Origin of the sequence: Streptomyces sp. NPDC127117, from assembly GCF_042677325.1 — a bacterium.
GTDB lineage: Bacteria > Actinomycetota > Actinomycetes > Streptomycetales > Streptomycetaceae > Streptomyces.
In genome coordinates this window covers 97,418-110,094 of record NZ_JBHXTM010000020.1, presented here as the reverse complement: position 1 = coordinate 110,094, position 12,677 = coordinate 97,418, and the positions used below count along the sequence as shown (strand labels likewise).

Here is a 12,677-nt window from a genome sequence, read left to right as displayed (position 1 = left end):
TCGGAAAGCGCCGGAATGCCCCTTACCGTTCATACGATGAGCGCCCCACCGCCCACCGCCAGGAGAGCGCGCCGGTCCGTCTGGCCACGGCGGGTCTTCTCCCAGGTCCTGCTGATGCAACTGGCCATCGCCACCGGCGTCACCGTGCTCGCCACCGGCCTCTTCCTGGCACCGCTCAGCGCTCAGCTCGACGACCAGGCGATGCGCCGTGCCCTGGCCATCGCGCAGAGCACGGCGGCCGAGCCGCAGCTCACCGGGGCGCTGCTCGCCACGGATCCGTCCCCCACCGGCCCCGTGCAGTCCGCGGCCGAGCGGGTCAGGCGCGCCACCGGCGCCGAGTACGTCGTCGTCATGGACCGGCGCGGGGTGCGCTGGTCGCACACCGACACCGACGAGATCGGCAAGGTCGTCTCCACCGACCCGAGCGACGCACTGGCGGGCCGCGACGTCATGGAGATCGACAGTGGGACGCTCGGCCGCTCCGCCCGCGGGAAGGTGCCACTGCGCGACGAGTCGCAACGCGTCGTGGGCGCCGTCTCCGTCGGGATCGCGTACGACAGCGTCCGCGCCCGGCTCCTCGCCGCGATCCCCGGGCTGTTCGCCTACGCGGGCGGTGCGCTGGCCGTCGGGGCACTGGCCGCCTATCTGATCTCCCGGCGTCTCCAGCGGCAGACCCATGACCTCGCGTTCTCCGACATCTCCGCACTGCTGACGGAGCGCGAGGCGATGCTGCACGGCATCAGGGAAGGGGTCGTCGCACTCGACCGGACGGGCCGGATACGGCTGCTCAACGACGAGGCGCAGCGGCTGCTCGGGCTCGGCCCCGACGCGGCGGGCCGCCCGCTGGACGACGTGCTCGGCGCTGGCCGGACGGGCGATGTGCTGGCGGGCCGGGTGCTCGGCGACGATCTGCTGACAGTGCAGGGTGCCCGGGTGCTGCTCGCCAACCGGATGCCGACCGACGACGGTGGCGCCGTCGCCACCCTCCGCGACCGCACCGAACTCGAACACCTGGGCCGCGAACTCGACTCGACGCGCGGCCTGATCGACGCACTGCGGGCCCAGGACCACGAGCACGCCAACCGGATGCACACCCTCCTGGGGCTGCTGGAACTGGACATGCACGAGGACGCCATGGAGTACGTCACCGAGATCGTGGGCGTCCACCGGGCGACCGCCGAGCAGGTCACCGAGAAAGTGCACGATCCGCTGCTGGCCGCGCTCCTGGTCGGCAAGGCGACCGTGGCGGCGGAGCGCGGCGCCGCACTGCGCCTGGCCCCGGGGACGCTGCTCCCGGACCGCCTGGTCGATCCTCGCGGACTGGTCACGGTCGTCGGCAACCTGGTGGACAACGCGCTGGACGCGGCGGCCGGGGCGGACGGTGCGCTGGTCGAGGTGGGGCTGCGTGCCGAGGGCCGTACGGTGGTGCTGCGGGTCGGCGACAGCGGCCCCGGGGTGCCGCCCGGTCAGCGTGAATCCATCTTCACGGAGGGCTGGTCGACGAAGGAGGTCCCGGCGCACGGCAAGCGCGGCCTGGGCCTCGCCCTGGTGCGGCGGCTGGCGGAACGGCAGGGTGGCAGCGTCAGCGTCGACGAGGCCGTGGACGGCGGCGCCGAGTTCACCGTCGTGCTGCCGGAGGCCCTCACCGACACGGTGGAAACGACCGAATCGAATACCGGCATCACAGGAGAAGCTCAGTGATCGAGGTCCTGGTCGTGGACGACGACATCCGGGTCGCGAAGGTCAACGCGGCCTATGTCGCCAGGGTGCCGGGATTCAGGGTGACCGCCCAGGCGCACTCCGCCGCCGAAGCCCTCGCCACGATCGAGAGCCGGCCCGTGGACCTGGTGCTGCTGGACCACTACATGCCCGACCGCAACGGCCTGGCCATGGTGCGGGAGCTGCGCAGGCTCGGCCACCACACCGACGTGATCATGGTGACGGCGGCGCGCGATGTCGCCACCGTCCAGGAGGCCATGCGACACGGCGCGCTGCAGTACCTGGTGAAGCCCTTCACGTACTCGGGGCTGCGCACCAAGCTGGAGGCGTACGCGGCGCTGCGCAGCACACTGGAACGCGGCGGTGAGGCCGAACAGGGCGAGGTGGACCGGCTCTTCGGGGCCCTGTGGGCAGCGGGCGAACCCGATCTGCCCAAGGGGCACTCGCCGACCACGGCGGAACTGGTCAGGCAGGCCCTCCGCAGCGCTGAGGGACCGCTCTCCGCGCAGGAGATCGCGGAGAGCGCCGGAATGAGCAGGCAGACCGCCCAGCGCTATCTGAAGCTGCTGGAACGGACAGGCAGGGTGCGGCTGACACTGCGGTACGGCGAGACGGGCCGCCCGGAACACCGCTACACCTGGTCCACCGGCACACAGACCTGACCCGGCCGGTCCTTTCCTGCCCCGCCCGCGCGGTGCGGGGCGGAGCCGCGCGGCGCCGGGCGCCTCGGTGACTCGGGGCTACACCGCGCCCGCGCCGGTCAGCGCGCGGACCTCGGTTTCCGCGTGCTTGGCCTCGTCGGGCGGATCGGTGGAGGTGACCGTTCCGACCCAGCCGGCCAGGAAGCCCAGGGGGATGGAGACCAGTCCGGGGTTCTCAAGCGGGAAGAGCTGGAAGTCGATGCCCGGGAAGAGTGAGGCGGGACTGCCGGAAACGACCGGGGAGAGCAGCACGAGCAGCGCGGCCGGGATGAGCCCGCCGTAGACGGACCAGACCGCGCCCCGGGTGGTGAAGTTCCGCCAGAACAGGGAGTACAGGAGCACCGGAAGGTTGGCCGAGGCGGCGACGGCGAAAGCGAGTCCCACCAGGAACGCCACGTTCAGGTTCTGGGCGATCAGCCCTAGTCCGATGGCGGCCACCCCGATCGCGGCCGCGGCCACCCTGGCCACGGCGACCTCGCTGTACTGCTTGGAGTCCGGGCGCCTGATCGAGGCGTAGAGGTCGTGGGCCACGGAGGCGGACGAGGCGAGGGTGATCCCCGCGACGACCGCGAGGATGGTCGCGAAGGCGACCGCGGCGACCACGGCGAACAGGATCGCGCCTCCGGTGGACCCCTCGCCGCCGCCGAGCTCCATGGCCAGCAACGGGATCGCGGTGTTGCCCGCGGCGTTGGACGCCCGCACATCGGCGGAACCGACCAGGGCGGCCGCCCCGAACCCGAGCGCGATCGTCATCAGGTAGAAGCTGCCGATGAGCCCGATCGACCAGACGACCGAGCGGCGGGCCGCACGGGCGGTCGGCACGGTGTAGAACCGCGACAGGATGTGCGGCAGCCCGGCGGTGCCGAGCACCAGAGCCAGCCCCAGGCTGATGAAGTCGATGCGCGCGGTCCACGATCCGCCGTACCGGAGACCCGGGGCGAGAAACCGGCTTCCGTGTCCGCTCCGTTCGGCGGCGGAGTTGAGCAGGGCGTTGAAGTCGCCATGGAAACGGAGCAGGACGAGAACGGTGAGCACGACCGCTCCCGCCATCAGCAGAACGGCCTTGACGATCTGGATCCAGGTGGTGGCCCGCATCCCGCCGAGCGACACATAGATGACCATGAGTGCCCCGACGCCGATCACGGTCCAGGAGCGGGCGGCGCCGCTCGTGCCGCCGAGAAGCAGCGCGACCAGACTTCCCGCACCCACCATCTGCGCCACCAGATAGAGCACGGAGACGGTGACGGACGAAGCGCCCGCCGCGATCCGGACCGGGCGCTCCGCCATCCGCGCCGCCACCACGTCGGCGAGCGTGAACCGGCCGCAGTTGCGCACCAGTTCGGCGACAAGCAGCAGGACGACGAGCCAGGCGACGAGGAAGCCGACCGAATAGAGCATGCCGTCATAGCCGAAGAGGGCGATCAGGCCGGAGATACCGAGGAAGGAGGCGGCCGACATGTAGTCGCCCGCAATGGCGAAACCGTTCTCCATGGGGGAGAACAGGCGGCCCCCCGCATAGAACTCCTCCGCCGAGCCATGGCGGTTACGGCTCACCCAGGTGGTGATGGCGAGCGTCACCGCGATGAAGGCGCTGAACAGCAGGAGTGCCAGCGTCTGATGGTTCCCGTTCAACGTCCGGCTCCCCTCGTCATCTCCTGTGTCTCCCAGCGCAGTTCGAGCGCCGCCCGGTCGCGGCGCAGCCGCGCGTGACGCGCGTACGCACCGGTGAGGAGGAAGGTCGTGAGGAACTGCCCGAGCCCCGCAACCATCGCCACGTTGACCGCCCCCGCCACCGGATGGGCCATCAGTCCGGGCGCGGTGATCGCGGCGACCACATAGACGAGGTACCAGGCGAGGAAGGCGAGGCTGGCGGGGACGACGAACCGCCGGTACCGCCGGCGCACTTCCTGGAATGCCTCGCTGCGCTGCACCTCCAGATAGATGTCGGCCGCGCTGTGGCCGCGCCGCGGGTCCGCGGGCCCGGGTGGTCCGGCGGGAGCGAAGCTCCCCGTACCGTCCAGCTCGCCCCATCCGGAGGCCAGCGCGTCGTACCACGGGTCGTCGAGTCGCATCGCTGCGGCCTCACGCCCTGCTTCCTTCTCCACGGAACAACTCCCCTTGTCCACGGACCACTTCGGCCGTGTACCCAAGAATGGGCAGATCGGGAAGATCCCAGGCACTTCATTCGCCGCTCTTCACCTCTTCAGGTGAAGGCTCATCCGGGCGGCTGTGCTAGGCCCCGAACATACGCATAGCGAACGGCCTGTGCCCGGTCACGCACTCCGGCCTTGGCGAAGAGATTGTTGATGTGGCTCTTCACCGTGGCCTGCGAGATGTGCAGGCTGCGGGCGATCTCCACGTTGGACAGCCCCTCCGCAATCAGCACCAGAACTTCCAGCTCACGTGGCGTCAGACCGTCGGGCAACTGCGGCTCCGATGCTGTCGCGAGCGGCGGCGGGCCCGTGGTCACACGCTCCAGCAGACGACGCTGCACGCTCGGCGAGAGGCCCGCCTCACCGGACAGCACGGCCTGGATGGCCCGCACGATCTCCTCGCCCCCGGCGTCCTTGGTGAGATAGCCGCGGGCCCCGGCCTGCAGCGCGGGGAAGAGCGAGTCGTCGTCCGCGAAGGTCGTGAGCACCACCACCTGGGTTCCCGGATGGTCCCTGCGGATCCGCCGTGTCGCCTCTGCCCCGTCGCACCGGGGCATCCGCAGATCCATCAGAACGACATCAGGGGCCAGTTCGGCCACGAGCTCCACGGCCTCCTCCCCGTCCTTCGCCGACCCGACCACCTCGATTCCGGGCAGCAGCCCCAACAGCATCACAATCCCCTCACGCACCACCGACTGGTCGTCGGCGACCACAACCCGTGCGTTCACGCCGGCACCCGCAGACTCACCACAAAACCCTCCTCACCGGGGCCGGCCTCCAGCGTCCCGCCCATCAGCTCGGCCCGTTCCCTCATCCCGAGCAGACCGTATCCGGAGCCACTGCCGGACAGCTCGCCCTCGGGTCTTCGTCCACCCGAATCACTGACCTCCAGGGCGACTTCGTCCGGCAGATACTCCAGCCGCAGGAAAACCCTGGCCCCCGGTGCGTGCTTGCGCACATTGGTCAGGGCCTCCTGCGCCACCCTCCGGACCGTCTGCGACGCCTCGGCGGTCAGCGTCCGCTGCTCCCCCTCGACACTGACCTGCGCCGGATCCGTCGCCACCAACTGCTGCAGGAACTCCTCCACCGGAGACACCTCCCCCCGGAGCGCAGAGAGGGCCTGCCGGGTCTCCGCGAGCCCCTCACGTGCCATGGAACGTGCCGCCACGACCCGTTCCAGCACCTGGTCCCGGAACTCCCCCGCGGGCTCCCGCTCGATCAGCAGCCGTGCCGCCTCCAGATGCACCAACTGGGCGGAGAGGCTGTGCGCGAGCACGTCATGGATCTCCCGGGCGATCCTGGCCCGCTCGTCCAGCGCGGCCGTCTCGGCCTCGGCCTTGCGTGCCGCACGCTCCTGCACCAGGAGCCGCTGGGCATGTCCCCGGGCCTCGGCATCCAGCCGGAGCACGTAACCCGCGAGCGAGAGACCCGCTGTGGACATGGCGGTGGAGAGCCAGCCATCGGTGTTGACCACGGCGTACGCGCCGAGTGCGACGGCCGTGGCCGGAAGGCCCGCGGTGAGCGGCAACCGCTCCAGCGCGGCGACCGCGCAGCCGCACCAGAGGATCACCGCCGGCACATCGGCACCGGCCTGCTGCGCCCCGAACGCCACCAGCATCAACAGCGCCAGCAGCCCGAGCGAGGGCCACAGCCGGTGTTCCAGGCTGGTCCGGAAGAACGCCCAGACAGCGAACGCACAGCCCAGTACGCCGACCAGGCCGAGCACGATCTCCCAGGGCCCGAACTGTCCGCCGCTGAACGTGCCCCAGAGCATGGCGGTGAGCAGCCCCACGCGGATGGACCAGGTGATCAGCTGTCGCGGACGTGTACGGCTCGTGCCCGACAAGGCTTCCCAGGACGGCCAACTGGTCCAGGTCGTACGCGTCATCACACGCGGTCCTTCCACGCCGGCCGCGACATCGCCCTGGCGCCGGAGCCACCGTACGCGGATTCGCCATGCCCGGAGCCGCCGTACGCGGACTCGCCATGCCCGGAGCCGCCGTACGCGGACTCGCCGTGCGTAGATATGCCGTGGGTGGAAATGCCGTGCGCCGGACGCATCTGACCGGCCCGCCACATCAGCGCACCGCCGCGCGCCGCCAGCATCACGGCGAGGGCCGCCAGCAGGGCCGCGGTGCCCTGGTGTATGCCCATCAGTGCGGCAGCCCCGTAGAGGGCCGCCCGCAGCGCCAGTCCCCCTGTCCAGACGAAGACGGTGGCCTTGGTGCCCTTGCTCCACAGCGAGCCGTCCGCCTCGCGCCACAACCGGGTGGTCCAGGCCCAGCCGGCGCCCGTCACCAGCCCCACCACCAGCTCGGCGCCCAGGACCGCCGTGGACAGCGCCGCGTGACGTGGATCCAGCAGCCCGGGCTCGCGCAGCGACAGGACGAGGAGTATGCCCGGCAGGACCCACCAGCGCCGGTCGTCCGTGATCTGCCGTGCCGAGCACTGGCGGAAGACGACGACAGCGATCACTGCGCCGATCACGAGAACGTTGACGAGCCCTGACATGGCTGCCTCCGATGTGCGGGAAGGTGAACGCCTTCGACGCTACGGAAGCGGCCTGCCCGGAGCATCGGCTCAGGGGTTGATCACGGGTGGAGGTGCCGTCTCCACCCGTGGGTGGAGACGGCGTCGCTCAGACGTCGATGCGCGAGCGGTCCAGCGTGGCGGCGGAGCTGGTGATGAACTCCTTGCGCGGCGCCACCTCATTGCCCATCAGCAGATCGAAGACCTGCTCGGACGCTTCCAGGTCGCCGATGTTGATCCTCCGCAGGGTGCGGTGGCGCGGATCCATCGTGGTCTCCGCCAACTGGTCGGCGTCCATCTCGCCCAGACCCTTGTATCGCTGGATCGAGTCCTTGTACCGGATGTTCTTCCGCTGGAGCTCCAGCAGCCGCTGGCGCAGCTCGTTGTCCGAGTACGTGTAGATGTACTTGTCCTGGCCCTTCTTCGGCTGGACCAGCTCGATCCGGTGCAGCGGCGGCACCGCGGCGAAGACCCGTCCGGCCTCGACCATCGGCCGCATGTACCGCTGGAAGAGCGTCAGCAGCAGAACGCGGATGTGCGCGCCGTCGACATCGGCGTCGACCAGCAGGACGATCTTTCCGTAGCGGGCCGCATCGATGTCGAAGGTCCGTCCGGACCCGGCTCCTATGACCTGGATGATCGCGCCGCACTCGGCGTTCTTCAGCATGTCCGAGACGGAGGCCTTCTGGACGTTGAGGATCTTGCCCCGGATCGGCAGCAGCGCCTGGAACTCACTGTTGCGGGCGAGCTTCGCCGTACCGAGCGCGGAGTCGCCCTCGACGATGAAGAGTTCACTGCGGTCCACGTCGTCGCTGCGGCAGTCGGCGAGCTTCGCCGGCAGCGAGGAGGACTCCAGTGCCGTCTTGCGACGCTGGGCGTCCTTGTGCTGGCGCGCCGCGATGCGGGTCCGCGCAGCCGCGACGGCCTTGTCCAGGACCGCCCTCGCCTGGGCCTTGGCATCGCGCTTCGTCGAGGTCAGGAACGCCTTGAGCTCCTTGGCCACGACGTTGGCGACGATCCGGTTGGCCGCCGAGGTGCCGAGCACCTCCTTGGTCTGGCCCTCGAACTGCGGCTCGGCCAGACGCACGGTGACCACCGCGGTGAGGCCCTCCAGCGCGTCGTCCTTGACGATGTCGTCCTCGGCGACGCGGAGCAGCTTGGCGGAGCGCAGCGCCTCGTTGACCGTCTTGGTCACGGAGCGCTCGAATCCGGTCACATGGGTGCCGCCCTTGGGGGTGGCGATGATGTTGACGAAGGACTTGAGGTTGGTGTCGTACCCGGTGCCCCAGCGCAGGGCGATGTCGACCGCGAGCTCACGCGTGACTTCGGTCGCCGTCATGTGACCGCGCTCGTCCAGGACCGGCACGGTCTCCTTGAAGGTGCCCTGTCCGGTCAGGCGCAGGACGTCGCAGACCGCCTTGTCCTGGGCGAGGTACTCGCAGAATTCGCTGATGCCGCCGTCGAAGCGGAAGGTCTCCTCGGTCTTGCCCTCGCCGTCGAGCCCGCGTTCGTCGCGGACGACGATCGTGAGGCCGGGGACGAGGAAGGCCGTCTGCCGTGCCCGCTGGTGGAGCGTCTCCAGGTTGAGCTTGGCGTCCTTGAGGAAGATCTGCCGGTCCGCCCAGTAGCGCACCCTGGTGCCGGTGCGCGTCTTCGGTACGCGCTTGCCCTTGAGCAGGCCGTTGGCCGGGTCGAACGGGCTGTCCGGCCCCTGCTCGGTGAAGATCCCCGGGACTCCGCGCCGGAAGCTGATCGAGTGCGTCGCGCTACTGCGGTCGACCTCGACGTCCAGCCGGGCGGAAAGTGCGTTGACGACGGAGGCGCCGACGCCGTGCAGACCGCCGGACGCGGCGTACGAACCGCCGCCGAACTTTCCGCCGGCGTGCAGCTTGGTCATCACGACCTCGACGCCGGACAGGCCCGTCTTGGGCTCGACGTCGACGGGGATGCCCCGCCCGTTGTCCCGGACCTCCACGGAATTGTCGTCGTGGAGAATGACCTCGATGTGGTCGCAGTAACCGCCCAGGGCCTCGTCGACGGAGTTGTCGATGATCTCCCAGAGGCAGTGCATGAGACCGCGGCTGTCGGTGGACCCGATGTACATCCCGGGGCGCTTGCGAACCGCTTCGAGCCCCTCGAGTACGAGCAGATGCCGCGCGGTGTAGTTGGAACCGTCTCGGTCTGCTCCGGTCAGCAGCGCAGTGGACGGCACGGACGTATCGGCGGTCACGCGGTTCGCTCCTCGCTGAATTTCATTTGGGGCCCAGTGGGTAACGGGCTCGGCTTCGGTCGCCGCTGAGAGGGTACCGAGGCCTGGTAGAGCGGTTGTAACGCCACCCTTCGACAACCCTCACACTAGTCCAGCCTCGCATACACGTTCGATCCCTCGTAGGAGTGACGCGAACATCACGTTCCCTTCCAGGCATGAACCATTTAGGCTCCGGGCACGTCCTCATGAACAAACCGGCAAGCCAGCCGGGAGGATCCCACCAAGACAAGCAACGCGAAACCGTAGCGCTCCGCAATACGGCACATTCGCCGCCAACCGGCAACAGACAGCCATCTCGAGAAGAAGTTTCGAAGAAAAGCCACGAGCGGGAACGTTTTCGGCCTGGTTGGATGTTGACCCTGGTACGACAGCTCGTCGAGCTAGAGAAGAGGCGACGTGACTACTGTTCTGACCCCCGCGAGCCCGCTGACCGCAGCAGACCGCTGTGACCGTTGCGGCGCCCAGGCATATCTGCGCGTCGTCCTGATCAGCGGCGGTGAACTGCTCTTCTGCGCCCACCACGGTCGCAAGTTCGAGCCGGAACTCAAGAAGATCGCCGCGGAAATACAGGATGAGACGGACCGGCTCACGGCTGTGCAGGCCCAAGCCGCCGAAGAGGAACAACACTGACACCTCGCATCCACGACGAGCAAGGGCCAGGTCCCGGACCTGCCGACGGGCGGCTCCCCCGATGGGGGGGCCGCCCGTTCTCGTACCTGCGCGCGGTGTCGTTCAGCTGCCTTCCGGCATCCAGCCGATCGCGGCGGAGATCCGCGTGTACACCCCGGGGCTGCCCGCCTTGGCGCAGCCGTTCCCCCAGGACACCAACCCGATGAGCCGCCCACGGGCCACCAGCGGCCCGCCGCTGTCGCCCTGGCATGCGTCGTACCCGCCGAGCAGTTCGCCCGCACAGAGCATCGCTGAGGCGTCGTACGTGCCGTTCCTGCCGCCCGGGTAGGCCTGCGCGCACACGGTGTCGGGCAGAACGCTCACTTTCGCGGATCGCAGCGACGACGCGTAGTCGCTGTTGCCCGTTGTGTCACCCCATCCGTAGACGACTGCCGCGGTGCCCGGCGCGTACGCCTCATCGCCGGTTTCGGCCATCGGGATCGCGCTCTTCTCGGGGAGCGCGTCGGCGAGGGTGAGCACGGCCAGGTCCCCCGCGTTCGTGGCGGGGTTGAATCCCGGGTTGGTCCAGGTCTCCCGCACGGGTATCTCCTGCCCCCCGGTCCCGCGCAGGGCGTCTCGGCCCGCGATGATCCGCAGATCGCGCACGCTGCCGACATCGACGCCGAGCGCCTCGTGGCTCAGGCAGTGCGCAGCGGTCAGCACCTTCTTCGGCGCCACCACGACACCGCCGCAGAACTGGCCGGCGCGCGCGTCCCCGAACCGGTCACGGCTGGAAAGTGCCACAACCCAGGGGTTGTCCTTGACGTGTGCCGGCTGACCACCGATGACTATGCCGTCCTCGGCCGCCCTGGCGGGAGATCCGAGCGGTATCAGGGCCGTGGCGGCGACCAGGGCGAACGCCCCGGTCAGGGTGCGGAAGACGGGACGGGACATGCGGACTCCTGACTCTGTGGTGAACCATTCCCACCCAGAGTCATCCCGCTGGTCGCCGACCGCACGCGTTGATAGGCCGAGGGCCCGGCTCCCCAAATGGGATCCGGGCCCTCGGTCCGTGTACTCCTGCGACCTAGTCGAGGTAGTCGCGCAGCACCTGCGAACGCGACGGGTGGCGCAGCTTCGACATGGTCTTCGACTCGATCTGACGGATGCGCTCACGCGTCACGCCGTAGACCTTGCCGATCTCGTCCAGGGTCTTCGGCTGACCGTCGGTGAGACCGAAGCGCATCGAGACCACACCGGCCTCACGCTCGGAGAGCGTGTCGAGCACCGAGTGCAGCTGCTCCTGGAGGAGCGTGAAACTGACCGCGTCGGCCGGGACGACCGCCTCGGAGTCCTCGATCAGGTCACCGAACTCGCTGTCTCCGTCCTCACCCAGCGGGGTGTGGAGGGAGATCGGCTCACGACCGTACTTCTGGACCTCGATGACCTTCTCGGGGGTCATGTCGAGTTCCTTGGCCAGCTCCTCCGGCGTGGGCTCACGGCCCAGGTCCTGGAGCATCTGACGCTGCACACGGGCGAGCTTGTTGATGACCTCGACCATGTGCACCGGGATACGGATGGTGCGGGCCTGGTCGGCCATGGCGCGGGTGATCGCCTGACGGATCCACCAGGTGGCGTACGTGGAGAACTTGTAGCCCTTGGTGTAGTCGAACTTCTCGACCGCGCGGATCAGACCCAGGTTGCCTTCCTGGATGAGGTCCAGGAAGAGCATGCCGCGGCCGGTGTAGCGCTTGGCCAGCGACACCACGAGACGGAGGTTGGCCTCCAGCAGGTGGTTCTTGGCGCGGCGGCCGTCCTCGGCGATGATCTCCAGCTCGCGCTTGAGCTTCGGAGCGAGCTTGTCGGAGTTCGCCAGCTTGTCCTCGGCGAACAGACCGGCCTCGATGCGCTTGGCGAGCTCGACCTCCTGCTCGGCGTTGAGGAGGGGAACCTTGCCGATCTGCTTCAGGTAGTCCTTGACCGGGTCGGCGGTGGCGCCGGCGACGGCGACCTGCTGCGCAGGTGCGTCGTCCTCGTCGTCGTCGGAGAGGACGAAGCCCTTGTTCTCGCCCTCGCCCTCCTCTTCCTCGCCCTTACCGGCCTTTACTTCCTCGACCGCCTCGTCGCCGTCGAGGAGCTCGTCGTCCTGCTTTCCGGACTTCTTCGATGCCGTCTTCTTGGCCGCCGTCTTCTTCACGGCGGTCTTCTTGGCAGCCGTCTTCTTGGCTGCTGCCTTCTTCGCAGGGCCGGCCGTGGCAGCGTCGTCGGCCACCACGCCCACGGTCTCTGCCGACGGGGCGGCAGTGGCCGCGACCGTCCTGGTCACGGTTGTCTTGGCCGCGACAGTCTTGGTGGCGGTGCGCTTGACCGGGCTCTTCGCTGCGACGCTCTTGCGGGCACGTTTGGACGGCTCCGCGGCACTGACCATCAGCGTCACACCCTCTTCCTCGAGGATCTGGTTGAGGCTGCGCAGAACATTCTTCCACTGGGTTGGCGGAATCTGGTCAGCCTCGAAGGCCCGACGCACGTCATCGCCGGCGATCTGCCCATCAGCCTTTCCCCGCTCGATGAGCGCCATCACAGACTCGGACTCGGCGATCTCCGGCGGGAGCGTACGGGATGTGCTGGCCGACACGAACAACCTCTCGGAACGATGGAAACGGCTTCCGGCCCGGCCCTGGAGAGGACTGGAGCCGA

General features: G+C 69.0%; 11 protein-coding genes. 3 read left to right on the top strand and 8 right to left on the bottom strand.

Annotation, left to right across the window (positions count from 1 at the left end; all coding sequences use genetic code 11):
* Positions 1–36 precede the first annotated feature (36 nt).
* Together ACFVH0_RS19500 and ACFVH0_RS19495 are read left to right on the top strand one after the other, a co-directional pair.
* Positions 37–1,701 carry an ATP-binding protein gene (locus tag ACFVH0_RS19500; protein ID WP_385821714.1) on the top strand — a complete coding sequence of 555 codons (1,665 nt, stop codon included), beginning with the start codon at positions 37–39 and terminating at the stop codon, positions 1,699–1,701.
* Positions 1,698–2,381 (top strand): response regulator, encoded by a 684-nt coding sequence (locus ACFVH0_RS19495; protein ID WP_385821712.1) that lies wholly within the window; start codon positions 1,698–1,700, stop codon positions 2,379–2,381. Before ACFVH0_RS19500 ends, ACFVH0_RS19495 begins: the two co-directional genes overlap by 4 nt.
* Before the next feature lie 78 nt (positions 2,382–2,459).
* Here ACFVH0_RS19495 and ACFVH0_RS19490 read toward each other — a convergent pair whose 3' ends face one another.
* The 6 genes from ACFVH0_RS19490 to ACFVH0_RS19465 form a co-directional block, all read right to left on the bottom strand.
* Positions 2,460–4,052 (bottom strand): cation acetate symporter, encoded by a 1,593-nt coding sequence (locus tag ACFVH0_RS19490; RefSeq protein WP_385821710.1) that lies wholly within the window; start codon positions 4,050–4,052, stop codon positions 2,460–2,462.
* Entirely contained in the window at positions 4,049–4,492 is a 444-nt protein-coding gene (locus ACFVH0_RS19485) for a DUF485 domain-containing protein (protein WP_385821783.1), read from the bottom strand. The genes ACFVH0_RS19490 and ACFVH0_RS19485 overlap by 4 nt, the downstream gene beginning before the upstream one ends.
* 143 nt (positions 4,493–4,635) lie before the next feature.
* Entirely contained in the window at positions 4,636–5,301 is a 666-nt protein-coding gene (locus ACFVH0_RS19480) for a response regulator (RefSeq protein ID WP_385821708.1), read from the bottom strand.
* Positions 5,298–6,461 (bottom strand): sensor histidine kinase, encoded by a 1,164-nt coding sequence (locus ACFVH0_RS19475; protein WP_385821706.1) that lies wholly within the window; start codon positions 6,459–6,461, stop codon positions 5,298–5,300. The genes ACFVH0_RS19480 and ACFVH0_RS19475 overlap by 4 nt, the downstream gene beginning before the upstream one ends.
* Positions 6,461–7,084, bottom strand: a complete 624-nt coding sequence (locus tag ACFVH0_RS19470; RefSeq protein WP_385821705.1) for a DUF1453 domain-containing protein — start codon at positions 7,082–7,084, stop codon at positions 6,461–6,463. The genes ACFVH0_RS19475 and ACFVH0_RS19470 overlap by 1 nt, the downstream gene beginning before the upstream one ends.
* Before the next feature lie 127 nt (positions 7,085–7,211).
* Positions 7,212–9,332, bottom strand: coding sequence for a type IIA DNA topoisomerase subunit B (locus ACFVH0_RS19465; RefSeq protein ID WP_385821703.1), 2,121 nt, complete (start codon positions 9,330–9,332; stop codon positions 7,212–7,214).
* A 435-nt stretch (positions 9,333–9,767) separates the two neighbouring features.
* Between ACFVH0_RS19465 and ACFVH0_RS19460 the strand changes: the two genes are divergently transcribed.
* The gene (locus tag ACFVH0_RS19460) at positions 9,768–10,001 is read left to right on the top strand and encodes a hypothetical protein (protein ID WP_024489001.1); all 234 of its coding nucleotides are present in this window, start codon (positions 9,768–9,770) and stop codon (positions 9,999–10,001) included.
* Between the two features lie 102 nt (positions 10,002–10,103).
* Here the strand turns inward: ACFVH0_RS19460 and ACFVH0_RS19455 are convergent, their stop codons facing one another.
* Both ACFVH0_RS19455 and ACFVH0_RS19450 read right to left on the bottom strand, forming a co-directional pair.
* Positions 10,104–10,934, bottom strand: coding sequence for a S1 family peptidase (locus tag ACFVH0_RS19455; protein WP_385821701.1), 831 nt, complete (start codon positions 10,932–10,934; stop codon positions 10,104–10,106).
* A gap of 133 nt (positions 10,935–11,067) precedes the next feature.
* Positions 11,068–12,615: an RNA polymerase sigma factor gene (locus ACFVH0_RS19450; RefSeq protein ID WP_385821699.1), complete on the bottom strand. Its 1,548-nt coding sequence runs from the start codon at positions 12,613–12,615 to the stop codon at positions 11,068–11,070.
* Positions 12,616–12,677 lie beyond the last annotated feature (62 nt).